The organism is Candidatus Zixiibacteriota bacterium (assembly GCA_016933955.1).
GTDB lineage: Bacteria > Zixibacteria > MSB-5A5 > GN15 > PGXB01 > JAFGTT01.
Genome location: JAFGTT010000027.1, coordinates 58,593 through 84,428 on the forward strand (window position 1 = coordinate 58,593; position 25,836 = coordinate 84,428).

Below are 25,836 nucleotides of genomic sequence, written 5' to 3' on the forward strand. Positions count from 1 at the left end.
ATTTATGGAACTCAAAATCGCGACGATTGTAACATTAATAAAGATGGGTGGCTTGTGAAAGCAAAAGAGACTGAAAAAGATATTGATTACGCCCTGATGAAAAAGGTTCAGGGCGGCGACATGGTTGCTTTTAACCAGATTGCGGAACGCTATAAAGACCGCCTGATGAATATCATAATGCGGATGCTTCATAGCCATGAGGAGGCCGAGGATATCGTCCAGGAAACATTTGTTCGGGTTTATCAGCACCGTGATTCCTTCGATTTCAGGCACTGTTTTTCAACCTGGATTTATACAATTGCCCTGAATCTGGCCAGAAATGAACTTCGCAAGAGAAAACGGTTTAAATTCTTTGATATTTTCGACATGCAGGGAAAAGAGGCTGAAATAGCAGTGGAGATGGAACTCCCCACCAATATGCCCAAGGCAATAGAATCGGCCCTGACCGCCCTGCCGGAGAAATATAAAATGGCCTTTGTCTTAAGAGATATCCAGGAACTTCCGTACGAGGAGGTAGCCAAGATTATGAATATACCTCTGGGGACGGTTAAATCTCGTGTTAACCGGGCCAGAGCCATGCTTCGAGATAAATTACGACCGAGAATGGAGGAATATAATGCGTTGTCAAAGGGTACGCTCCTACCTGTCAGCCTACTGTAAACAGGAGTTGACAGGCCGCCGGCTTAGGGCTGTTCGGGAACATCTGGATGGATGTCCGGAATGCCGGCGTGAGGAAGCCCTGATTAATGAAATTTCCGGTGCGACGGCCGGTCTTCCTCGATATTCCGTTTCCTCGGATTTTAACAGCAAGCTGTTAAATCGAATTGCCCGGGAACGGTTCCAGGAGACGCGGACCAAAGCCTATATACCCAAACGGATCCCTCTGTTTGGCTGGGCTAAATTGATTCCGGCGGTGGCTTCGATAACCATGGTTATCGCACTGGTTTTTTATGGCGGATTGGGGGGCTTGAACACCCCGCCCGATCAGGGTGTGATTATCGCCGATAATACTGATGATGGTGACGGTCTGGATGATCGCTACAAATATGTTCAGCCGGAATCGAACCATGTTTTAAATCAGCATGTCAATTCGGAATGGGCTTTCAAAAAACAGGTGGCTCGGGCCAGCCGCATCAGGGCGCTGATGAACAGTCTGGCCAGTCAGACTGATTTCAAACGCGATAATATCCAGTTTGCAACCAGTCAGAATTTTCCGATGAATCAGGGATTTTTCATCAGACTTCCATTGGATGGCATGACCATGAACCGGGCCTATAATCTGGTACCGGCAGTCGAGAATGCAAGCAGTAGCCGTTAGGAGGTTTTGATAATTCTATCGATAAAGTTCCGATAATGTCTGTTACCGGGATATTGGCACCGCCCAGTATCCCGGTTTTTTTATGGGTATCCGGAACAGATATGACCCGGAGATTGATTCAAAATCAAGATAGTTTGATATTGGCATTTGGCCATCAAAGAAATTATAATAGAAGTCATGATGACGGGGTCGGATTTTTGCAGGTATATTGACAACCTCTCGATCGGTGATGATGATCGGCGGGTTCGATATCTCTCGCTGTTTTCTGCAATCATTGCGGTTGGCGATGAACATTTGACGGAGTCGGCCATTGGCTGTCTGTATGAACGCGGTATGGATCGCGAAGCTCTTTATGAAGCCATTTTGCAGAGTTATCTTTTTCTCGGATTTCCCAGAATGATCGAGGCGGCTCTGGCTTTCAACCGGGTCATAGGTAATATGACCGGGCATTGTTCTCTGGAAGCGGTGACCCCGGAGGAATCCGGGGAATGGTTTGAGCGGGGGATTAATCTCTGCCGACGGGTTTATGGGAAAAATTACGAAGTTTTAAGAAAACGGTTTCTTGAGGTATCGCCCGAGATTTTCCGCTGGATGGTCATCGAAGGATATGGTAAAGTCCTCTGCCGACCCGGAATGACTCATATTGAACGCGAACTGGCCGAAGTGGCGGCCCTGATTGTCGATCGACGGGAACGTCAACTTGTTTCCCATATTCTTGGCAGTCTCAATGTCGGCGCTGAAATGCCATTGATAAGAATCATCAACCGGGATATCAGACCTCTGGCTGGAGAAACCGCCCATGAACTGGCGAATCGGGTTATCCGGCGAATCCAGGAGAAGTATGAAACTCAGATATAGACTGCTTCTGGCCCCGATAGTCTCGGCCTTCATTTTTTTCCTGACGACTTACCTGGCCATTTTTCATTTCGGTTTGGTGGAATATATGGCCAATCGCGAGTTGAGAAAGCAGATCGGCGCCAATCTGCCTATCCGCGTCCATATCGGTGAAATAACCGGAGATTATTACTCCCGGCTGAAATTGGAAGATGTTTTTGTAATTTATGATGACGGTACCACTATTTATACCATGGCGGCCGTCCCGATCATTGAGATTAGATATTCTCTTTCCCGATTCTGGAGAGGACTTTTGTATTTCGAATCGATTGAAATTGATTCGGCCATCCTGACTATCAAGCAATCAACGGAGCGAAAATGGCTGGTTCCGAAACCGCTGTCGGAATCAAAAAGAAAGGAGGCCATCCTTGATTTCGAAATCGATCGATTTAATTTGCGTAATTTAAGTCTGCGCCTGTTTCAGCCGGATGACACTCTGATTTTCAGCGATGTTGCTTTTGGCGCCCGGTTTCGGGGTCGCGAAAAAACCTATACGGCTCAGATAGACAGTCTCAGGTTCAAATCCACCGATGATCGGCTTGGATATCTGTCGGCCAGCGGCCGGATCACGCTTACCGGAAACCATTTGATGTACCAGGACCTGTCCGTCAGTACCGATTCCACCGATATCACCCTGAACGGGCTTTTAATTCTGGAAGACACCATACAGAACAATTGCGAATTCGAGGCCCGACATTTGAATATCGCGGAAATTGCCTCGTTTGTCAATGTTCATCTGAACGGTCATATCGCCGCCGGAGGCGCTTTTTCATATGGCGCCGGTAAACTTGAAGGCAGGATCGAATTAAGCGGTGATTTTATGGATCGCAAATTCGATTCGTTATCCATGTCATTTGAGTACCATGACCGCCTGCTCATGCTTGATACCCTGATCGGCCATATTTTTGAAGGTTGCTACCTGGAAGGACACGGGCAACTGGATCTCCGGCAGAAGCCGGAGCAGTACAAATATATCGGTATGATCAAAAATTTTAATCTCGACAACCTGGCGAATAATACCTTTTATTCCGATTTAAGCGGCATAATAAATTTGACCGGTTCCGGCCTGAAAAAGGAAAATCTCCTGATCGATGCTATTGTCAATCTGGATGAATCCTGGTTCGATCGATATCATATGCACCATTCGATAGGGGAGATGACCATTACGACCGACAGCCTCCGATTTTATGATTCATTCGTCTTCAAATATTACGATAATACGATTACCTTCGGCGGCCGGATGGATTATCACGGATTACTCGAAATCGCCGGTCATGCCGCCTTCAAAAACCTGTCGGTATTCAACGGGCAGATTTTCATCGCCAGGATGGGCGGACGGGGGGAAGCCGATTTTCGTCTTGGCGGCCTTCTCAGGAACCCTGATTTACAGGGTATTTTCCAATCCGATTCCCTCTGGCTATATGATTTTTATTCATCGCATTCTCAATTCGATGTCAATGTCAGAAGATTTCTGTACGATCGGGAAGGTTATGTCAATATGACCCTTCTGGATGGTTCGGCCTATAATATTCCGTACGATACTATCGCTCTGCTGATGACCCTCGATTCTCAGTACGTTTTTATCGACAGTTCCCATGCTTACAACAGGTACGCCGATATCCGGGTCGGGGGAAAGTTGGATTATTATAATTACCCTCAATGTTTGGCCCTTGATGATGTCCGGGTCGATATCCTCGGGCTGGATTCCCATAATGCCGATACCATGGTGATCGAGATCGACAGTCTGGGATACGATATCAGGCAGGGACGGCTGGATCGTGAGGAAGGATATATCGATGGGCGGGGGAGAATCAATTATGATCAGTCGATGAATTTTCAGATTAAGGCCGCCGGTGTCGAGATCGGTCCCTGGGTGGCCCTGTTTAATGATCAGTACAATATCACCGGCAGGATTTACGGTCAGGCCCGGCTAGGCGGGAATTTCGATAAACCTCTGATAAAATACCGGGGCGGGATTGATTCCCTGGGTTACCAGGGTTTAAATCTGGGAAATCTTTTTGCCGATTTCGATTATGGAGAACAACGGGTTGCATTCGATTCGGTCACTCTTAAAAGCCGGGAAGGATATTATCATGCCGTCGGATATTATCCTCTGGACCTGGCATTTGCCCGTATTGATGACCGTTTCCCCGACTATGATCAGAATATCGATATATTGATTTATGATAATCGTTTCGATCTGGTCAGCCTGCTTCTAAACGAGGTCGAGGACTTGACCGGCGAGTTTAAGGCCCAGTTCAAGTTGACAGGAACCCCTCTGAAACCTAAAATCGATGGCGAGGCTTCGATCCGCAAGGGTCGGTTAAAGCTGTATGACCTGGTTCAACCGCTTGAGAATCTCCGGGCCGATATGAAAATGATTAATCATACGGTTTATCTGGATTCGCTCTCGGCCATGTGCGAAAACGGTTCCGGAAGCATGGGTCATGTTGGCGGTAACGGCATAATCCAGATTAATTCCATCGACAGGTTCGACTATGACGTGATGATTACGGCCAAAGAATTCCCGATAAAATATGAACTGGGAGACATTACCGGATCGGTCAATGCCGATCTGGCGGTGAGGGGAGAGACCCCGCCGACGGTTGAGGGCGATGTCGAAATCATCGCACTTACTTATCGCGAGAATTTCGCCGCTGAGAATGAGGGTTGGAGTGTCCTTTCGGCCCTCCAGAGTGAAAACAGCTGGGATCTTAATCTTAATGTCGAAGCCATTTCAAATTTATGGATCAAGAATGATGATATTGATGCCGAATTCTCGGGCAATCTCAATTTCATCAGGGAGCAGGGGAAATATCGTTATATCGGGCAGATGGAAATTCTTCGGGGTAAAGGCTACTGGGCCGATCGAACTTTCCGAATCGAACCCGGGGCGACCATCAATTACGAAGATATCGAATATCCCAATCCCACCCTGGATATTTATGCATCGACCAGGATCAGGGCAACGGCACCATCGGCGGCCGGCGATGAGAAACTGGAGACCACCAATATTGATCTAATGGTTCATGTTACCGGCACCCTTGAAGAGCCGATAATCGCCACAGCCGAGGGTTCGCAATACTCTACGGAAGAACTCCTTTCTATTATTTTTCTAAATGATTATCAGACCGGAACCAATACGGAACAGAGAATCGGCGATCGGCTGACAGCGGGACTGGCGGAATATGTCGGATCGCAGGTGGGCCGGATCGGTTCAAGAACTCTGGGCGTGGAGACATTTGAGATCGATCCGGTTTACGGCGATAAATTCGATCCCCTGGGAACTCAACTGACCCTGGGGGTTTATACCTTGCCGAATCTGTATATCTACGGCAAATCATCTCTTTCTCTGGAAACCGGGCGGGAATTCGGTTTTGAGTATCGGTTGCAGAAATTTCTGATGATGGAAGGGCGGATTGAGGAAAATAACCTGTATCGCTTAATCTTAAACTTTAACTGGAACTATTAAGTTGAACAGGCCATTCGGTATATTGGTTCTCGTGATTCTGGTAATCTGGTTTGTACCAGGTCGGGCGCAGACCCTTGAGGATATGAACCAGTTTCGCTGGCAACGCAAGAAGCCGGTTATCGATTCGATTAAAATTGAAGGAAATCATTATTTCAGCGATGGGAAAATTAAGAGCGTGTTGTTTTCCAAAAGAACCAATATTATCAGAGCTATCAAGGCGGACCGTGCCCGCCGTATCCAGCGTGAGACCATCATGCGCGACACTTCGGAGGTCAAATACCTATATCTATCCGAGGGATTCCTCGGTATCAGGATCAAGGAAAACTTTGTTCCCCTGCCGCCTGATTCCAACGCCATGGTCAAAATAAGAATCGATGAAGGACGACAATTCTTCTATGGGACGACCAATTTCACCGGTCACTACAACCGTGGCATGTTTCAATCCGATTTTACCAAAATCATGAAGGATTTTAAAATCGGGAATCCCGAAAAGCCGGTCAATCCTTTTAACCTGCGTCAGGCCGCCTATGATATCAAATCCGTCCTGGCCAACAAGGGTTTTCCTTATGCCATCGCTGAGTTTAACATTGATACTTCATTGAGTCATAATTTCGGAGATATCACTTTTCATATTGAATCCGATTCGCTGGTGCATTTCGGAAACGTTCTGATAACCGGGGCGAGTAATTTTAGGCCATCCCTGGTTCAACGCGAACTGGCCTTTAAGACGGGTGATGTTTATCGACGCGATGATATTATTGAATCTCAAAAGAGACTGCTTAATACCGGCTATTACCTGACATTGAGATTGAGCAGTATGGATCCCGATACGGTCAGTATGATGAAACGGTTGAATCCCGAATTTATCCTGAGTCTCAAAGAACGCGAACCCCACTATGTATCCATAAAAACCGGTGCCGCCCAGGATTCTATCAAGGACTTGATCTGGTCTCTATCGGGTTCCTGGGGTAAACGGAATTTCCTCCGTTCACGGCTGCTGGAACTGACTGCCCAGACTTCGTTTGTGATTTTCAGTGAATGGCGACTCATGGAACACAGTTACCGGATACGAATCACGGAGCCCTGGTTTCTGGGAATTCGCATGCCTCTTACCCTGACCGCCCAGTTTGAACCGGGAGTCAGATCGTTACTTCAACCATATCGTAAACAAACCTGGTTTATCTCTATAACTACCACCTGGTACGTTAATGATCGTCTTAAAACCGTAACGGGCCTGCAGTTCGAAAACATCAATATCTATGGTTTGAGCGGCGAAGCCGAGGAGCAACTCCGGCAGGAAGAGGGCATCTCGGTCAGGCGCAAGTTGTACATCAATTTTGTCCGTGATACCCGAAACAGCATCTTTATTCCATCGCGCGGATCGGTGACATCATTACGGTACGATTATGTCGGTGGATTTATGGGCGGGGACGATTCCTTTTATCTTCTGGAAGGAAGCTGGTCGCGTTATCAGAAAATCTGGCCGGGATGGATTTCAGCCACCCGTTTCAAGGGCGGTTTTGTCCAGGAAACAAGAGACGGAAAACCGGTCCCGACTGACGACCGTTTTTATATCGGCGGGGCCAACACAGTGCGCGGTTTTTCCGAGGGTGAACTGAGCCCCGAATCCGATCTGGGTAATCCGGTCGGAGCCGATATTATAATTATCATGAACCAGGAGTTTCGTTTCCCCATCATCGGAAAACTATGGGGATCACTGTTCTGCGATGCCGGTAATGGCTATCGGTACCGCAATGATATCAAGTGGAATAACCTGGCGGTTTCGTATGGCGCCGGAATCCAATTCATCTCACCCGCCGGTCCGATTCGGCTCGACTATGCCCGCCGGGTGCGGGTTAAAGGCATCGAACCGGGGTACCGTTATCATTTTACGATTCTTTACGCTTTCTGATTATCCCTTCGTATTATTCAGTGTCTTGACAATGTGAGAAAGTTGACTATATTTATTCACTTTTTCGTTGAATTGGTTTTCTAATCTTAAGGAGTTGTTTTGAAGCAGGTATATCTCGATAACAACAGCACCACTGCTCTTGATGCCCGGGTTCTGGAAACCATGTTACCGTATCTCAAAGATAATTACGGCAATGCCAGTTCGGTCCATCAATTCGGGCGGGTTGCCAAAACGGCTCTCGAAGAATCTCGTGAAAAAGTGGCCGCCTTAATCGGCGCCGAACCATCGGAAATTTATTTCACCTCGGGCGGAACTGAGTCTGATAATATTGCGGTTAAAGGAGCGGCCTACAATAATCGCAAGAAGAAAAATCATATTATCACTTCGGCCATCGAGCACCATGCCGTTCTGGAATCCGTTAAATTTCTGGAAAAGGAAGGTTTTCAGACCGATTATCTGGGGACCGATCGTCTCGGGATTGTATCTCCGGATTCGCTTAAAGAGAAATTGACCGATAGCACCTCCCTGGTATCGATCATGCATGCCAATAACGAGGTTGGCACGATTCAGGACATCGCCGCGCTGGCCGAATTATCTCATGAGAGAGGGGCGCTGTTTCATACCGACGCGGTTCAGGCGGCGGGTAAGATCAGGGTCAATGTCCGGGAACTTAAGGTCGATTTACTGTCGATGTCGGGACATAAAATTTACGGACCGAAAGGCAGCGGTATTATTTATATCCGGCGCGGGACACGATTGACGCCGCTCATTCACGGCGGCCATCATGAAAAGAAACGCCGGCCGGGAACCGAGGATATCCCGGCCATTGTCGGTTTTGCCAGGGCGCTGGAACTGGCCGAAGAATGTCGCAAGGAGGAATATGGCCGCTGGAAGGATTTGTCCGGGCGGTTGATCGATGGTATCACGGAGAAAATATCGGAAGTCTTCCTGAATGGTCCCGGCGATGAACGGCGGATTCCTTCGACCGTCAATCTCTCCTTCAAATATATCGAGGGTGAATCAATTATCCTGTCGCTCGATATGAAAGGTATTGCGGTCTCGTCGGGTTCGGCCTGCACTTCCGGATCGCTTGATCCCTCGCATGTTCTGATGGCCATGGGGGTCCCGGTGGAACTGGCCCAGGGATCGATCCGGTTTTCACTCGGGCGTTTTACCACCCGGGATGACATCGATTATACCATTTCGGTTCTGCCGGAAATTATCGAGCGATTGCGCCAGATGTCGCCGCTTTACGACAAGGGCTGATGAGAAATAATCGCAGGAATTGTGGAGGGGGTCGGGTTACCGACCCTTTTTTATAAAGTTATGGCCAAAAAGGTTCTGGTAGCTGTATCCGGAGGGGTCGATTCCACAACAACCATGGTACTGCTTCAAAGGCAGGGTTACGAAGTGGCCGCGGCCCATATGAAATTATGGGATTATGAAGAAGTCGGCGGGGATAACTACCGCGACGGCCGGTGCTGTTCACTGGAGGCAATTAATGACCTGCATTCGATATGCAATAGATACAACATTCCTTTTTATGTCCTCGATTTTACGATTCGATTCCGTGAATTGGTGATCGAAAATTTTATCTCAGAGTACCGAGCCGGACGGACACCCAATCCCTGTATTCTCTGCAATACTCATTTGAAATGGACCGAACTGCTTAACAAGGCTCGTCAGATCGGTTGTGATTATATCGCTACCGGTCATTATGCCACCATCGAATACAGCCCGAAATTCAGGCGTCATGTTATCAGGCAGGGGGTGGATCCCGGCCGCGATCAGTCCTACGCTCTCTGGGGTCTTTCTCAGGATGCCCTGGCGGCAACCATTCTGCCGCTGGGACGATATCGGAAAAATGAAGTGCGGAATCTGGCTCGGGAACTGAAATTGAAAAATGCCGAACGTCCGGAATCACGCGAAATCTGTTTTGTTGCCGATGATGACTATCATCGCTTTTTGACCGAATGGGAAAAACAACGGGGAAGAGAATTTAAACCGGGGAAAATAGTCAAATCCGGCGGGGAAGTGATCGGGGAGCACAAAGGAATCGCCTTTTACACCATCGGTCAGCGTAAAGGTATGGGCCTGGCCCATCCGACTCCGCTTTATGTCAACCGGCTGGATCCCGAAACTGAAACGGTGGTGGTCGGCGGTAATGAAGAACTCTACAGCAGTAATATGGATATCAGCGATATCAACTGGGTGGCTTTATCGGAACCCTTCGAACCTTTCAAAGCATCGGTGAAAATTCGCTATCAGCATCGGGCTGCCCCGGCGGGGGTTACCCCGGTCGGCCCATACTCGGCCCGGGTTGTATTTGATGAAGCTCAGAGGGCCATTACCCCGGGTCAATCAGCCGTATTTTATGATGCCGATATTGTGTTGGGCGGGGGCCTGATACAAAGTTCAAAAAAATAGTTGAACTTGCCCGCGTTCTTATTAGTTTAACTCATAAATGTGAATTATTCAGGGAGAGAATACCATGTTAAAAGCCACTTTTCTGGGTCATAGTTGTGTTATGGCCACTGACGGTAAGCACAATATCATAATCGATCCTTTTCTGACGGGTAATCCCCAGGCCAAAATGAAACCAGAGCAGATCAAAGTCGATTATGTCCTGGTTACCCATGGTCACGGCGATCATCTCGGTGATGCCGTGCCGATCGCCAAGGCCAATGATGCCACCATCATTGCCCCCAACGAACTGGCCGTATATGTCTCCAAGCAGGGCGCCAAAACCCACAATATGCATATCGGGGGCGCTTACGATTTTCCTTTCGGCCGGGTCAAATTGACCATCGCTCATCATGGTTCCGCGGCCGGCGACGGTCTCGAATACACCGGTAGTCCCTGCGGTTTCCTGGTTACCATGGGTGGAAAAACCATGTATCACCCGGGCGATACGGGGCTTTTTTACGACATGAAATTAATCGGAGACATGAATAAAATCGATCTGGCTTTCCTGCCGATCGGCGATAATTTCACTATGGGAATCGATGATGCCGCCAAGGCGGTGGAATTTTTGCATCCGAAAAAAGTGGTCCCGATTCATTATAAGACATGGGAAGTCATTGCCACCGAACCCAAAGAATTCGCGGAAAAACTTAAAGGGTCATCGACTAAAGTGGAAATAATCAAACCGGGCGAATCGGTCGAAGCCTGATAGCCGAAGAATATTCAAATTTAACCATCGACCCCGGTCTCTTCGGGGGTCGAACTACTTAGAGTGATAGTTTAAATGAAAAAGCTCAAGAAGTTAATTATGTGGGCCTTAATTATAGGCCTTTCAGTCGTAATAGTCGGCGTTGCGGGAATCATGATTTTCTTCCCCAAGGAGAAAGTCAAGCAGATGGCAATTGATAAAATTTCCACCTCGCTCGACCGAAAGGTTACGATTGATGGAATTTCCGTGTCAATCTGGGGCGGTATCGGGGCGTATTTGAAAGGGATAAGAATTGCCAATCCCGAGGGTTTTAAAAAGGATTATTTTCTGGAAGCCGAAGCTCTCGATATCAAACTGCAGTTCTGGCCGTTGCTGAAAAAACAGGTCCTGGTGGACCGCCTGATTCTGGTCAGCCCGAATATCGATATGGAGAAACTGCGGAACGGACGAATTAATTACAAGTTCGGGGTTATCGATTCGCTGGCTCCTGAGGCAGTAAAAGAAAAAGTGCCGGAAGAATCGAAACTGGCTGTTTCGGCGATTTCATTCGATAACCTTGAAATCAAAGACGGCGTTTGCAATTATATCGATGATTCATCAAAGATGGCTATCTCGGCCGGCGGGATTGCTTTGGAATCGAAAGTGATGACACCGAAACCGATGGTATTTGAGGCGACCGGCAGGATTAATATCGGCGCTCTTGATATCGCCACCGATTCACTGGTTTTGCCAACGATTAAATTAAGTGCCCCCTACGCCGTCGTCTTCGATCAGCCGGGCGATAAAATCGTGCTGAATGAATCGAATCTTGAGGTAAACGGAATAGTATTAAAAACCGCCGCTGAGATACCCAAATTCTCGGAACTCAATCTGGCCCATATTTCGATAGCTATGGAAGAGACCGACTTCAACCGCCTATTGACCCTGGTTCCCGAAGCTTACAAACCAATGCTTGAGGGATACACTATCAGCGGCCCGCTGTCTTTGAAGGCAAGCATTGATTATAACACCACGATCCCGGATACTCTGCAATATGGTGTAAGTGTCGATCTGTCGGGTCTCAGTGTCGGAATGGCGGCTCTTCCCGGCGAGGTGATGCTTAAAGAAGCCGCGTTAAACCTTACCAAAAACCGTGCCGACCTGAATATCAATCAAGCCAACTTTCTCAACAATACCATTCAGGCCAATATCAGGGTGAATGATTTCGAGCATCCGAAGGCCGACGGTCGGGCCAAAGGGAATATCGACCTGGCCGGGTTGGAGGCATTTTTGCCCAAAATCGGGGAACCGAAACTGGCCGGGAAAATGGATTTTGATTTCAAATTCAAGGGTCCGATCAAAACTCCGGCAGATATTCAATTAACAGGAAAACTGAATATCAGGGAAGCTTCATATACCGCGACCACTCTCCCGGAACCGATTCAATCATTCAATCTCGAGACTCGAATCGACAATCGGGATATTATGATCGACAATTTCGATGTGACGTTTCCCTCAACCGATTTTACTCTCAAGGGCAAACTGGCCGACGCCCTGCCGTATTTTCTCCCGGGTTATGCCGAGAAATCGAAGAAACCATTTTTATCCTTTGAATTGACATCCAAACGCTTCAATGTCGATAAGCTGTTCCCCGAGGTGGCACCCGGTCAGGGGAGCAATCTGGCCGATTTACCAATCGATTCTCTGCCGCCGATTATTTTGCCGGACATCGATGGCCGCGGGACGGGAAGGGTCGGCACGATGGTATATTCCGGGGTGGATTTTACGAATATCACGTCGGATATAACGATTGCCGATCGCAAGATCAAATTAACCGATGTTGTCGGTAATGTTTATACCGGCCAGGTGACCGGAGAGTCGGAAATCGATTTGAACGATTTCGAAAATCCGAAATACGTTGGGACCTTTGATGCCAAACAGATTGAAGCCAATGACTTTTTAAGCCGGTTTACTAAATTCGGCGGTCATCTTTATGGTAAATTGAATATGAGTGGATCATTTGCGGCGGCCGGACTGGAACCCGAAGATATAATCAAGACGCTGTCTATGAACGGAAATGCTCTTTTTAATGAAGCTAAACTGGTTAATTTCGATCTTATCAACACCCTGGCCCAGAATTTCAATTTCAAGTCGGTCGATGAGGAAAAAATCCGCGATCTGGCCAGTAAATTCGCCGTCAATAATGGCCGGGTGGAATTCGACAAGCTGAATTTTAAAAGCTCTTTCGGCGACTGGGATGTGACCGGGTCGATTGGTTTCGACGGGACATTGAATTACAGCGGCGATGTCTTACTTTCGGAAAAAATGACCACCGAACTCAGTTCCAAATCGGGCCTGGTCGGAAGTTTGGCCGGTTTCATGACCGACAGCCAAACGGGCCGGGTCAAGGTGCCTTTCAAGCTAGGCGGTACCTACAGCAAACCCAGCCTCTCGGTGGATCTCAAACCGGCCGAGGAGAAGGCCACCGACCAACTTAAAGATAAAGCGGTGGATGCTCTTCAAAACCTGTTGCAGAAGAAAAAGAAATAGATTTAACCAATTGATGGATCAAGCCGATACGTAATAATAATCATTATGATTATTAAAACGATTATCGCGGACATAAATAGCATCTACCGCAATGACCCGGCGGCAAAGAATATCGAATTCCTTCTTTACCCCGGATTCCAGGCGATTTTCATGCATCGCCTGATTCATCCGTTGTACCGCTGGCGGATTCCTTTTTTCCCGCGTCTTTTATCCCAGATTTCAAGGTTTTTGACCGGGGTGGAGATTCATCCCGGGGCGCAGATCGGCCGGGGATTCTTTATCGACCACGGGGCCGGGATTGTGATCGGCGAGACGGCTCAAATCGGGGACAATTGCGTTTTATTCCACAACGTTACTCTGGGTGGAACCGGTCACCATACCGGCAAACGTCATCCCACTATCGGCAACAATGTTCTGATCGGGACCGGGGCGACTTTACTGGGGCCGCTGACGGTCGGCAATGATGTTCGAATCGGGGCCAATACTTTTTTATACATGGTTGATATTCCCGATAACTGCACGGTGGTGGGCACTCCCGGGCATATCACCCGGTTGGACGGCGAATCGGTGAGTATCAAACCGAAACCGACCGAGGTCCCGATTCGCAACAGCGTTTGACAAAAAAATAACGTTAAACACTCTCTCTCGAAAACCCATTTCATCACCCAATCTTTTTGATTGACAAAAAGATATAAACCGGTATCTTTTTCGATTAACTTTTTTTCCTTGGGATTTTTTAAGAGGTTAAAATGCGCTGGACGCAAACATATATACCGACTCTACGAGAAATTCCGGCCGAGGCCGAGCTGATCTCCCATCAACTACTCCTGCGGGGCGGTTTTATCCGCAAACTGGCCGCCGGGGTGTATATTTATCTTCCATTGATGCAACGGGTTATCGAAAAATTCGCGAATATTGTCCGGGAGGAAATGAACCGCGCCGGAGCTATCGAGATTACTATGCCGGTTTTGCATCCGGCCGAAATATGGCAGGAATCCGGCCGGTATAATACCGTTGGCAAAGAACAGATGCGTCTGAAAGACCGACACCTACATGAGATGGTGCTCGGCGGCACTCATGAGGAAATCGTTACCTTCCTTCTCAGGGGTGAACTTAAAAGTTATAAGCAGTTGCCCATAAACCTGTATCAGATCCAGGTCAAGTTTCGCGATGAAATCCGCCCGCGTTTCGGACTGATGCGGGGCCGCGAATTTATCATGAAGGACGCTTATACTTTCGATGCGGATGAGAAATCCTTTGATGTTTCCTATCAAAAGATGGTCGATGCTTATTTTGCCATTTTCAAGCGGGCCGGTCTGGATACTCGCAAGGTGGAGTCGGACACCGGGGCTATGGGCGGCAAGGCGGCTCATGAATTTATGCTGATTGTCGATACCAGCGGCGGCGAGGAAACAATCCTGTTCTGCGATAAATGCGACTATGCCGCCAATGTCGAAAAAGCGACTTTCAGGGAAATTAATCCTCCGGCTGCGGATACCGCGATGAAGACGCGGGCCGAGGTGAATACTCCGGGGGCCTCGACTATCGAGCAGGTTACCGCTTTTTTGAAGGTTAAAGCCAGTCAGTTGGTCAAAACCCTGATTTATATTGCCGATGGCAAACCGGTGGCGGCCATGATTCGCGGGGACCGGGAATTAAACCTGGTCAAACTTAAAAATCACCTGAAAGCGATCGAGATTGACAGCGCTCCGGCGGCCGTGGTTGAAGAGGTTACCGGTTGTCCGGTCGGTTTCGCCGGGCCGGTCGGAATGGCCACCGAAATCCCGATCGTGGTCGATCCCGAAGTTACCCTGCTGAAAAATATCATTGTCGGCGCCAATAAAAATGAGAAACACCTTATCAATGTTAATCCGGATCGCGATTTCAAGGCTTCCTCGGTAGCTGATATAATTAACGCCGTCGAAGGGGAAGGTTGCCCGGTTTGCGACGGCCGCCTGGTAGCCCGCAAGGGAATAGAGGTCGGTAATACTTTTATGCTGGGCACCAAATATTCGGAATCCCTGGGGGCCAAATTTCTTGATGCCGCCGGCGTTGAAAAGCCTTTTATTATGGGCTCTTACGGAATCGGAATCACCCGGACGCCGCAGGCCGCTATCGAGCGGTACCATGATGAAAAAGGCATTGTCTGGCCCCAAAATATTGCCCCTTATACGGTCGAAATTATCCCGCTAAATTATGAAAAAGACGACCACCGACGGGCCGCGGAACAAATTTACGGCCGACTCGTTAATGATGGTATTGACTGCCTGCTGGATGACCGACCGGAACGGGCCGGGGTCAAATTCAACGACGCCGACCTGATCGGAATTCCTGTCCGCGTTATAATCGGTGACAAGTCGTTGAAACAGGGGAAGGTCGAGCTCAAAGGGCGGGGCGGCGACGAGGTTTTACTGGTGGATATGGACCATGTTTTGGAGGAGGTTAAAGCTCTTCTGGAACGGCTGAATTGAGAATAAAAAGGATTGTTTTAAAAACCCAATATTATTATAATACAAGGTTATTTTATGGAGTTGGGCACCGGTTAAAACGGTGAAGATTTAAAGATGTCGCTGAAGGAGAAAATAACGGGGTTAATCACGACTCCGATTGAGAATGAAGGGTTTGAATTGGTCGAGTTAAAACTGGCCCAGTACAAAAAACAGCATCGCCTGCGAGTCTTTGTCGATTCCGATCACGGGGTGACAATCGATGATTGTGTCCGCCTGACCAAGGCTATCGACCCGATCCTGGAGGAGAATAATGTTTTTCGGTACGGCTATGTGATTGAAGTATCATCGCCCGGCCTGGATCGGCCGCTTCAAACCGCCCGTGATTTCCGCCGGCGTATCGGTGAACGAATCAGGATACAGTTTATCGATCCGGCCACTCCTTCATTGGAAGGAGAACTGGTCGGTGCCGATGACAGATTTCTGGAAATCCAAACGGGAGACGATCTCAGCAAAGTCGATCTGGTACAGGTCAAATGGGGAAAAATCATTTTTTGACGGAGATAGATAAATGTCTTACAATATAGTCGAGGCCCTGACTCTGATTGCGCGGGAGAAAAATATCGATCTGGACACGGTGGTTTCCAAGGTCGAGGAATCTCTGCTGGCGGCCGCCAAAAAGAGGTACCCCGAGGCCGAAAATTTATCCTTCAAACTCAACCGATCCACCGGTGAGATCACCATGATCGCAGTCAAGAAGGTGGTTGAAAAGGTGGCCGATAATCTGACGGAAATATCATTGACGGATGCCAAGGAACTCGATGACGAGGCTGTAATCGGCGATGAGATGGAGATGTTTCTGGAGGTCGATGAGGAATTCGGCCGCAATGCCATTGCCACCGCCAAGCAGGTCCTGATTCAAAAAGTACGAGAGGCGGAACGGGATAAAATCTACGATGAATATATCACCCGGGTCGGAAGCCTTATTTCGGGAGCCGTTCAACAGGTAGATAAGGGAAATATTATCGTCAATCTGGGGAAGGCCGAGGCTATTTTACCGATCAAGGAACAAATCCCCCGCGAAAAGTATCGCCAGGGCGACCGTATTCGGGCGTTGATACTGGATGTCCAGAAATCGCTTTCAGGACCACAGGTCATTCTGTCGAGGGTCAGCCATGATTTCCTGCGTTGTCTGTTTGAACTGGAAGTCCCGGAAATCTTCGAGCGGGTGATCGAGATCAGGGCAATCGCCCGTGAACCCGGGGAAAGATCCAAGATAGCGGTTTATTCGGCCGATGAACGTATCGATCCGGTTGGCGCCTGTGTCGGAATCAAGGGTGTCCGGGTACAGTCGATTGTCAGGGAATTGAATAATGAGCGAATTGATATAATTCCCTATACTTCCAATCCGGAATTGTTTGTCACCCGGGCGCTGGCCCCGGCCAAGGTGGTGCATATAGATATTTTCATCAGCGAGCAGGCCATGACGGTTGCGGTCGAGGATGACAAACTTTCGCTGGCGATCGGCCGGGCCGGTCAGAATGCACGGCTGGCTTCCAAACTGACCGGTTGGAAAATAAATATCATGTCCGAAACCGATTATAATGAGATGAAGCGTCGCGAAGCCGAGGAGATGGTTCCGGTTGGAAGCCTGGAGGGGATCGGAACCAAGATCGAAGAACGGCTGGTAGAAGCTGATATCAATACGGTTCAGCAGTTGGCCCGGGCCAGTGAAGAGCAGTTGACGAAACTGGACGGGATCGGACCGAAAACGGCCGAATCACTTCTGGAGAAAGCACGCTCCTTTGTTGCGGAACTTGAAGCCAAACGCAAGGAAAAAAAGAGACTGGAACAGGAAATGGCGGCCGAGGAGCAGAATGAAGCAGGAGCTGTTGATGAGGCCGGCGGCGGGGCGGTGGAATCCGGTGATGATGATACCGGTTCCGATGAGAATGCAATAATCGAGGAAGCCAAGGATAATTAGACCAGGAGGGATATTGATGCCTAAACAAAGAATATATGAAATTGCCAAGTTCTATCGAATATCCTCGAATGCCCTCCTGAAGATACTTCGAGAACTCAATTTCCAGCCCAAATCGCATATGTCGGTAGCCACCGATGAGATGTTGCTGGCTATCCAGAGGAAATTTGCGGCCGAAAAAGAAGCGGCGAAAAAGGATATTGAGCAAAAGAAAAAGCCCAAAGGACAGATCAAAAAAGAGGGTCCGGAGACGGTCGGGAAAACGCTGGATGAACGTCTGGCCAAACTCTCCAGCGCCCTGAAAAAACATGACAAGGGCAAAAAAAAGAAATTCGACAAGAAAAAGAAGAAAAGCAAAGACGCCCGTCGGGTCGATAAAAAAGCGGTGGTGAAAAGTTTCCGGGCCACCATGGCTACCATGGGTGGCGGTAAAAGGACCAAAAAATATAAAAAGAGGAAAGCCGACGGAACCGAAGTAATCGTTGATGAAAACGTCATTGAAGTCAACGAATTCATGACGGTGGCCGAATTGGCCAAGGCCATGGATATCAAACCGGCGGAATTAATCGCCACCTGTTTCAAGCTGGGTCTGATGGCGTCAATCAATCAGCGCCTTGATATGGAAACAATCGAGACTCTGGCCCTGGAATGCGGTTTCAGCATCAAAGAAAAAGAGGAGATCGGGATTGAGGCGCGCGAGGAAGAAGTCGAAGAAAATCTGGCCAGGCGGGCACCGGTGGTAACGGTAATGGGCCATGTCGATCATGGCAAAACATCATTACTTGATTTTATCCGGAAAACCAATATTGCCGCCCGCGAAGCGGGGGCCATTACCCAGCATATCGGAGCCTATGAGGTCGCCGCACCGAACGGACGAATTGTATTCATTGACACTCCCGGTCACGAGGCTTTTACAGCCATGAGGGCGCGCGGAGCCCAGATCACTGACATTGTTGTCCTGGTGGTAGCGGCCGATGATGCCGTAATGCCGCAAACGATTGAGGCTATCGATCATGCCCGGGCCGCCGGTGTTCCGATTGTGGTGGCCATCAATAAGATCGACAAGCCGACCGCCAATCCCGATATGATTCGCCAGCAGCTGTCGGCCCAGAATTTGATGCCTGAGGAGTGGGGCGGTAAAACCATAATGGTTGAGGTTTCTGCTAAAACCGGTCAGGGCGTCAACACTCTTCTCGAAATGATTCAGCTTCAGGCCGATATGCTTGATCTCCAGGCCGATCCAACCATCAGGGGACAGGGTGTGGTGGTAGAATCAAACCTGGAAAAAGGTCGCGGTCCAACCTGTACTGTCATTATCCAAAAAGGCCGGGTCTTTGTCGGTGATCCGATTGTCGCCGGACCGTTCTATGGACACGTAAGAGTGATGTTGAATGATCGCGATCAATCGCTTCGGGAAATCGGTCCTTCGACTCCGGCCCGAATTACAGGACTCGGGGGCGTTCCTCAGGCTGGCGATTCCTTTATCGTCGTTCAGGATGACCAGGAAGCGCGTGAAATTGCAACCAAACGAACCCAGTTGAAACGTGAACAGGAAATTCGGCGGGGCTATGGCCGGGCTACCCTTGAAAAAATCTATGAGCAGATCAAGGAAGGCCAGGTTAAAGAATTAAGCCTGGTTATCAAGGCCGATGTCGATGGTTCGGCGGAAGTCCTGGGCGAGACCCTGGGTAAAATTGCCGGGGATCAGGTTCGGACAGTCATCATCCATAAGGGCGTCGGGGCGGTTAATGAATCCGATGTGCTTCTGGCCGCGGCATCTAACGCTATCATAATAGCTTTCAATGTCAAACCGGATGCCCGGGCCCGTGAGGCGGCCTCCCGCGAAAAGGTTGAGGTTAAGCAGTATTCCATTATTTATGAAGTAGAAAGCGATATTCGCAAAGCCCTGGAAGGTATGCTGGCCCCGGATATATCCGAGGAGTTTATCGGCGAGGCGGAGGTCCGCCAGATTTTCCGTGTTCCAAAAGTGGGCGTGGTGGCCGGTTGTTTCGTGAAGGAAGGCGCCATCCACCGCAATGATGCCGTGCATCTGGTCCGGGATGGCCGGGTAGTCCATATCGGCAAACTGAGTTCCCTGAAACGATTTAAGGATGATGCACGGGAAGTTTCCAGCGGATACGAATGTGGCATTGGAATCGAAAATTTCAACGACATTAAGGTCGGTGATTCCATTGAGGTTTATAAAGTTGTTGAAACAGCCAAAAAATTGGGCTGACGGGTGAAGGTTGGTTATCGGATCAGTTGTGGTGGATTTGAATCTCCCGGGAGTGAATTCGCTTAAAGAAAAAAGAAGAATTCTCAAACCGCTTATATCGAGACTGCAAAGCCGGTTTAATGTCTCTATCGCTGAAGTGAATTTCAACGACAGCTTAAGAAGGGCCCAGATAGGATGTGCTGTTGTCAGCAATGATAGAATTTTCGTCGACCAGGTTCTGGCTAAAATCGTTCGGGCCATCGAGGCAATCCCGGAAGTGATTATGATGGATTACAGGGTCGAATTATTATAGGATTGTTTATATGCGTCAGTACAAGAGATCGGATCGAGTCCGCCAGCAGATTCTGCGGGACGTCCAGCAACTTCTGGAACATGAATGCGCCACCAATTTGAAAGGGATGGTGACGTTCACCGAAGTGGCTCTGACCGATGACCTGAAATACGCTACCATATATTATTCCGTCCTGGGAAATGATCATCAGAAGGATGAAGCCTCGGAATATTTCGACCGGATTCGAAACCGGGTCAGATCGCAACTGGCCCGCCTGATAAGATTGAAACAGACACCGGAGATAAGTTTTAAATACGACCCGTCCATTGAACGGGGAATGAGGATCGAGCAATTACTTAACGATATTTCCAGCGAACATGACAGCGATGATGACGATTAATAAAGATATAGAACGGTGTATCCAGAAGGCTGAATCGATACTGGTTACCGCCCATGTTGATCCGGATGGCGATTCCATCGGGACCCAGCTGGCTTTCAGGCGATATCTGACTGGTCTATCCAAAAAGGTAAGTGTTATCAACGATGGCGTCATTCCCGAGAAATACACCTTCCTGCCGGATATCGATAAGATTCTGAATGCGGACAATTACCGGGGGAGAAGCGTGTTCGATCTGGCCATCATCCTGGAATGCCCCCGACCGGATAGGATCGGTCTGGTATCAAGATTTATCACTGAAAATACAACGGTTATAAATATCGATCATCACCCGGATAATACCGGATACGGCGACGTTGTTCATCTCGACAGCCGGGCCTCGGCCGTGGGTGAAATATTGACCGAATATTTTCTTGATGTCGGGTTTACTCTCGATACCGACACGGCCACTCTCCTGTACACGGGGATACTTACCGACACCGGTCGCTTCCGCTACGATTCGACCACCCGCCGGACGATGGAAATCGCCGGTCTGTTGATCGAGGCCGGAGCCGACAGCCGCCGCATCTGTGACCGGATTTACTATTCCATGAGTGAAGCGACCCTGCATTTGACGGCCGAGGTTTTCTCAAGGATAAAATTACACGATAATAATCGAATTTGCCTGATAAATCTCGATCACAATCTTCTCCGGAATCCGAAATACGACTGTGCCGATATTGAGGGGATGGCTGAGTACACCCTGTACGGCCGGGGTGTTCTGGCCGGGGCACTACTCAAAGAAATCAGGCAGGGACAAACCAAGGTGTCCCTCAGATCCCGGGATATAATCAATGTCTCCCGGATTGCCGCGGGGTTCGGCGGCGGCGGCCATATCAATGCCGCCGGATACACTGTTGACCTGCCGGCAGATAAGGCCGCCAGTGATCTTCTGAATGTTTTAAAGGAGGCCGTCCATGATTCAGTATGACGGAATCCTTTTATGCGATAAACCGTATGGCATGACCAGTCACCGGGTAATCGATATCCTCCGCCAGACAATCGGTCAGAAAAAAATTGGTCATACCGGCACACTTGATCCCCGGGCGATTGGGCTTCTGCTTATCTGCCTGGGGCGAGCCACCAAAATCTCCCAGTTCCTCGGCGATCTCGATAAAACCTATGAGGCTGAAATTACTCTGGGCGTGCGTTCTTCGACCTATGATTCGGAGGGCATTATCCCCGATGAAAATCCGAAACCGGTTCCGTCGCTGACATCGAATGAAATAGAGAAGATTCTTTCGGAATTTAAGGGCCTTATCCGGCAGAAAGTGCCGGCTTTTTCCGCGGTCAAGGTTGACGGCCAGAAATTGTATAAACTGGCGCGTAAAGGCAAGAAGATCAATCCGCCGGAAAAAGAAATTGAAATAAAGGATATCAGTCTCACGCGGTGGATATCGCCGCTGATAACCTGCCGGGTAACCTGTTCCAAGGGAACTTACATACGCTCTCTGGCCAATGACATTGGAGAGAAAATTGGTTGTGGAGCTTATCTGTCCCGCCTGTCGCGAACCCGGATCGGCACCTATGGCTTAAAAGAAGCTTTAACGCTTACTGAAATAAAGCATTACCGCGAGGCCGGGGCGTTAAAAAAACATCTCAGGCCTATTGAAGATGTCCTGTCATACCCGTCATTAAAGACGGATGAAACCTTTAGCGCCGGCATTGTTTCCGGGCGACCTTTGCATCGGGCCAATATAATCGAATTCCAGGGTGATTTCGAGGCCGGGCAATTGATCTGCCTGAAAGATCACGGCGGCAGAATTATGGCGGTGGGCAAATCGGATATTAATTCCGGTGAATTACGAAATCATGACGGTGCCAATTTTTTTAATTATGTCAGGGTCCTAAATTGAGTCTGAATATAATCAGAGGAATCGAAAATTTCCATAAAAACGATCATAAAACCGTGGTAACCATCGGAACCTTCGATGGTGTACATCGGGGCCATCAGGCTATTTTGAAAAAACTGGCCGATACGGCTTCAAAGCGTAATCTTCCGCCGCTGGCGATAACTTTCGAGCCTCATCCCAGGGTGCTGGTCACGCCGGACTCGCCACCTCCGTTGCTGACCTGCCTGAATGAGAAAATCAGGTTGTTCACGAAATATTTCGAGGGGACTTTTCTTGTTCTCAATTTTAACGATCACCTGAAAAATCTCAACGCCGAGGAATTTACCACCGAATACCTGGTGGAGAAAATGAACCTGGCTAAGTTAATCGTCGGTTACGATCATGCTTTCGGCAAAAATCGCTCCGGGACGATCAACGATCTCATGAATTTGAGCCGCCGGTATTCATTTGAACTGGAGATTGTCGATCCGGTTATCGTTGACGGCCGCCCGATTTCATCGACCCGTATCAGGAAAGCCATGGCCGGGAATAATTATTCGCAGGCCTTAAGCCTCCTGGGACATCCTTATCCGATCGGCGGCAGAGTCATCCGCGGAATCGGACTGGGCAAGAAAATCGGTTATCCCACGGCCAATCTGGAAGTCAGTTCCCGAAAACTTCTGCCTGCCGACGGGGTTTATTCCTGCCGGGCGGAAATGGGAAAGCAGACATTCGACGGGATGATGTTTATCGGCAAGAATAATTTCAATCCCGGCGCCGAGCGATCGGTGGAGGTTAATCTGTTTGATTTCAACGAGGATATTTATGACCGGGAGATTTTCTGTTATCCCGAAATCTTTATTCGGGAAAACCGTAAATATACCGAAACCTCGGAACTTATCAGGCAGCTGGAAATTGATAAAAAGAATGTATTAATGTCGAAGGAATAAAGGAGAAAAAGAAAATGACTCTGAACAAAGAACGTAAGGAGCAAATCATTTCGGAATACCGGTTGCATGATAAGGATACCGGTTCCCCGGAAGTCCAGATTGCCATTCTGTCCGATGAAATCAACGGGCTGACGGAGCATCTGAAAATTCACCGTAAGGATTTTCACTGCCGCCGCGGGATGCTCAAGAAAGTCGGTCAGAGAAGACGGCTGCTGGATTATTTGAAGGATCGTGATATTGAGAGTTATCGTCATTTAATCACGCAACTGAATATCAGACGATAACCGGGAAGAAGGATTTATTTATGTATCATGTTGAATTGGAACTGGATGGAAAAACGCTGAGCATTGAGACCGGTAAGATGGCCAAACAGGCCAACGGGGCGGTGTTGGTACGTCTCGGCGACACAATAATCATGTCGGCCGCGTGTGCCAGCGAAGAACCCCTTGAAGATCGGGATTTCTTCCCGCTGACGATTGACTATCGCGAGAAAACCTATGCCGCCGGAAAAATACCCGGCGGATTTTTCAAGCGCGAGGGACGGCCCTCCGAAAAAGAAATACTCTCCATGAGAATTATCGACCGGCCTATCAGGCCGCTTTTCCCCGATGGATTTCGCAACGAGGTTCAGGTTCATAATATCGTCCTATCCTCAGATCTTGAAAACGATGCCGATGTTTTGGGCGTTACGGGTACTTCGGCGGCCCTGGTCGTTTCCGACATTCCCTTTACCACCACCATTGCCGGGGTCAGGGTCGGTCGAGTCGATAAGCAATTGATCGTCTTCCCGACTTTCGCCCAGATCGAGGAATCGGATTTCAATATCACCATCGCCGGATCGGCGAATTCGATTACCATGGTGGAAGGGGGTGCCAGGGAAATCTCCGAAGCCGATATGCTCGAGGCTCTTGAATTCGGCCATCAATATATTAAAAAAATCGTGGCCAAAATCGACGAATTGAAAGCCATGTGCGGTAAGCCGAAATTCGAATTCACTCCCATCATGATTAACGAGGCTCTCAAAAGCCGCGTGACGGGGATGATTGAAACCCGCCTGAATGAGTACAATCGTATCGCCGACAAAGACGAACGGCGCAGCAAAAAACATCAACTCTCCGAAGAAGTCAAAGAGAATCTGGCCGAGGAATTTCCCGAAAAGCAAGGCGATATCGCCACCATCATCCATGATGTCGATGCCGCTATCATGCGTCGGATGATTGTGGCGGAAGGTCTCCGAATCGACGGCCGGGGAACCGATGAGGTTCGTCCGATCACGGTCGAAGTGGGCGTTCTGCCGCGGACTCACGGTTCGGCCCTGTTCACCCGGGGACAAACCCAGGCTTTGGTGACCATGACCCTGGGAACCAAAATCGATGAGCAGAGAATCGATGATCTGGAAGGTGAATCGACCAAGAGCTATATGCTGCACTATAACTTTCCGCCTTTTTCAGTCGGCGAGGTGCGTCCGATTCGCGGTGTCAGCCGTCGTGAGGTCGGTCATGGGGCTCTGGCGGAACGATCCCTGCAACCGATTATTCCCAACGAAACGCGTTTCCCGTACACCATCCGGATCGTTTCCGACATTATGGAATCCAACGGTTCATCCTCGATGGCGTCCGTCTGCGGCGGTTCGCTGGCGTTGATGGACGGCGGTGTCCCGATCAAGGCGGCCGTGGCCGGAGTGGCCATGGGATTGATCAAGGAAACCGACAAGGTTATCATCCTGACCGATATTCTCGGGGATGAGGACCATTTCGGCGACATGGATTTCAAGGTGGCCGGGACGTCCGAAGGCATTACCGCTTTCCAGATGGATATCAAGATTACCGGGATCGATCTTCAGACCATGGCCATGGCTATGGATAAGGCCCGCCAGGGACGGTTACATATCCTGGGCAAAATGAATGAGGTTATATCCCAGCACCGGGAGAACCTTTCCAGTTATGCCCCAAGGATTATCACCATTAAGATCAAGCCGGAAAGAATCGGTGAGGTTATCGGCCCGGGCGGTAAGATTATTCGCTCCATCGTCGAAGCAACCGGTGCCAAGATCGATATCAGCGACGATGGGACTGTCCTGATCGCTTCGGTTGATGCCGCGGCCGGCATGAAGGCCAAAGAAATGGTGGAGGCGATTGTCGAGGAACCGGAGATTGATAAGATATATAACGGAAGCGTGCGCCGGATTACCAATTTCGGCGCCTTTGTGGAAATTCTCCCCGGGACAGACGGTCTCTTACATATATCCGAAATCGATCACAGTCATGTGGCCAAGGTTGAGGATTTCTTCAAGGTCGGTGACCGGGTCGAGGTCAAGGTGATTGCCATAGATCCCGAGGGAAAGGTCAAACTTTCCCGCAAGGCTATCTTGAAAAAGAATCACTGA

Annotated in this window: 21 protein-coding genes; all 21 read left to right on the forward strand. The window is 49.1% G+C overall.

Annotated features, from left to right (window positions below):
• Window positions 1-54 precede the first annotated feature (54 nt).
• The 21 genes from JXQ28_09240 (at window position 55) to pnp (ending at window position 25,836) form a co-directional block, all read left to right on the forward strand.
• Window positions 55-660 carry a sigma-70 family RNA polymerase sigma factor gene (locus JXQ28_09240; GenBank protein MBN2277917.1) on the forward strand — a complete coding sequence of 202 codons (606 nt, stop codon included), beginning with the start codon at window positions 55-57 and terminating at the stop codon, window positions 658-660.
• The gene (locus JXQ28_09245) at window positions 617-1,318 is read left to right on the forward strand and encodes a zf-HC2 domain-containing protein (protein MBN2277918.1); all 702 of its coding nucleotides are present in this window, start codon (window positions 617-619) and stop codon (window positions 1,316-1,318) included. Before JXQ28_09240 ends, JXQ28_09245 begins: the two co-directional genes overlap by 44 nt.
• A gap of 147 nt (window positions 1,319-1,465) precedes the next feature.
• Complete coding sequence (locus tag JXQ28_09250) at window positions 1,466-2,176, forward strand: hypothetical protein (protein MBN2277919.1); 711 nt, start codon at window positions 1,466-1,468, stop codon at window positions 2,174-2,176.
• The gene (locus JXQ28_09255) at window positions 2,160-5,684 is read left to right on the forward strand and encodes a translocation/assembly module TamB domain-containing protein (protein ID MBN2277920.1); all 3,525 of its coding nucleotides are present in this window, start codon (window positions 2,160-2,162) and stop codon (window positions 5,682-5,684) included. The genes JXQ28_09250 and JXQ28_09255 overlap by 17 nt, the downstream gene beginning before the upstream one ends.
• Window position 5,685: 1 nt before the next feature.
• Window positions 5,686-7,596 (forward strand): BamA/TamA family outer membrane protein, encoded by a 1,911-nt coding sequence (locus JXQ28_09260; protein ID MBN2277921.1) that lies wholly within the window; start codon window positions 5,686-5,688, stop codon window positions 7,594-7,596.
• 99 nt (window positions 7,597-7,695) lie between these two features.
• Window positions 7,696-8,862, forward strand: a complete 1,167-nt coding sequence (nifS, locus tag JXQ28_09265; GenBank protein MBN2277922.1) for a cysteine desulfurase NifS — start codon at window positions 7,696-7,698, stop codon at window positions 8,860-8,862.
• 60 nt (window positions 8,863-8,922) lie between these two features.
• The gene (mnmA, locus tag JXQ28_09270) at window positions 8,923-10,023 is read left to right on the forward strand and encodes a tRNA 2-thiouridine(34) synthase MnmA (GenBank protein MBN2277923.1); all 1,101 of its coding nucleotides are present in this window, start codon (window positions 8,923-8,925) and stop codon (window positions 10,021-10,023) included.
• Window positions 10,024-10,087: 64 nt separating this feature from the next.
• Window positions 10,088-10,768 carry a metal-dependent hydrolase gene (locus JXQ28_09275; protein MBN2277924.1) on the forward strand — a complete coding sequence of 227 codons (681 nt, stop codon included), beginning with the start codon at window positions 10,088-10,090 and terminating at the stop codon, window positions 10,766-10,768.
• Between the two features lie 75 nt (window positions 10,769-10,843).
• On the forward strand, window positions 10,844-13,297 hold the full coding sequence (locus JXQ28_09280) for an AsmA family protein (protein MBN2277925.1): 2,454 nt from the start codon (window positions 10,844-10,846) through the stop codon (window positions 13,295-13,297).
• Between the two features lie 45 nt (window positions 13,298-13,342).
• A complete protein-coding gene (locus tag JXQ28_09285) occupies window positions 13,343-13,915 on the forward strand; it encodes a serine acetyltransferase (GenBank protein ID MBN2277926.1) in 573 nt (190 codons plus the stop codon).
• A gap of 131 nt (window positions 13,916-14,046) precedes the next feature.
• A complete protein-coding gene (locus JXQ28_09290; protein ID MBN2277927.1) occupies window positions 14,047-15,768 on the forward strand; it encodes a proline--tRNA ligase in 1,722 nt (573 codons plus the stop codon).
• Window positions 15,769-15,861: 93 nt separating this feature from the next.
• The gene (locus tag JXQ28_09295; protein MBN2277928.1) at window positions 15,862-16,302 is read left to right on the forward strand and encodes a ribosome maturation factor RimP; all 441 of its coding nucleotides are present in this window, start codon (window positions 15,862-15,864) and stop codon (window positions 16,300-16,302) included.
• Between the two features lie 13 nt (window positions 16,303-16,315).
• Window positions 16,316-17,728, forward strand: coding sequence for a transcription termination/antitermination protein NusA (gene nusA / locus JXQ28_09300; protein MBN2277929.1), 1,413 nt, complete (start codon window positions 16,316-16,318; stop codon window positions 17,726-17,728).
• Window positions 17,729-17,744: 16 nt separating this feature from the next.
• Window positions 17,745-19,961 carry a translation initiation factor IF-2 gene (infB, locus tag JXQ28_09305; protein ID MBN2277930.1) on the forward strand — a complete coding sequence of 739 codons (2,217 nt, stop codon included), beginning with the start codon at window positions 17,745-17,747 and terminating at the stop codon, window positions 19,959-19,961.
• Between the two features lie 10 nt (window positions 19,962-19,971).
• Complete coding sequence (locus JXQ28_09310; protein ID MBN2277931.1) at window positions 19,972-20,253, forward strand: DUF503 domain-containing protein; 282 nt, start codon at window positions 19,972-19,974, stop codon at window positions 20,251-20,253.
• Between the two features lie 10 nt (window positions 20,254-20,263).
• Window positions 20,264-20,632 carry a 30S ribosome-binding factor RbfA gene (rbfA, locus tag JXQ28_09315; protein ID MBN2277932.1) on the forward strand — a complete coding sequence of 123 codons (369 nt, stop codon included), beginning with the start codon at window positions 20,264-20,266 and terminating at the stop codon, window positions 20,630-20,632.
• Entirely contained in the window at window positions 20,619-21,599 is a 981-nt protein-coding gene (locus JXQ28_09320) for a bifunctional oligoribonuclease/PAP phosphatase NrnA (GenBank protein ID MBN2277933.1), read from the forward strand. The genes rbfA and JXQ28_09320 overlap by 14 nt, the downstream gene beginning before the upstream one ends.
• Entirely contained in the window at window positions 21,586-22,524 is a 939-nt protein-coding gene (truB, locus tag JXQ28_09325) for a tRNA pseudouridine(55) synthase TruB (protein MBN2277934.1), read from the forward strand. The genes JXQ28_09320 and truB overlap by 14 nt, the downstream gene beginning before the upstream one ends.
• Window positions 22,521-23,450 carry a bifunctional riboflavin kinase/FAD synthetase gene (locus JXQ28_09330; GenBank protein ID MBN2277935.1) on the forward strand — a complete coding sequence of 310 codons (930 nt, stop codon included), beginning with the start codon at window positions 22,521-22,523 and terminating at the stop codon, window positions 23,448-23,450. The genes truB and JXQ28_09330 overlap by 4 nt, the downstream gene beginning before the upstream one ends.
• A 14-nt stretch (window positions 23,451-23,464) precedes the next feature.
• The gene (rpsO, locus tag JXQ28_09335; GenBank protein MBN2277936.1) at window positions 23,465-23,734 is read left to right on the forward strand and encodes a 30S ribosomal protein S15; all 270 of its coding nucleotides are present in this window, start codon (window positions 23,465-23,467) and stop codon (window positions 23,732-23,734) included.
• A 20-nt stretch (window positions 23,735-23,754) separates the two neighbouring features.
• Window positions 23,755-25,836, forward strand: coding sequence for a polyribonucleotide nucleotidyltransferase (pnp, locus tag JXQ28_09340; protein ID MBN2277937.1), 2,082 nt, complete (start codon window positions 23,755-23,757; stop codon window positions 25,834-25,836).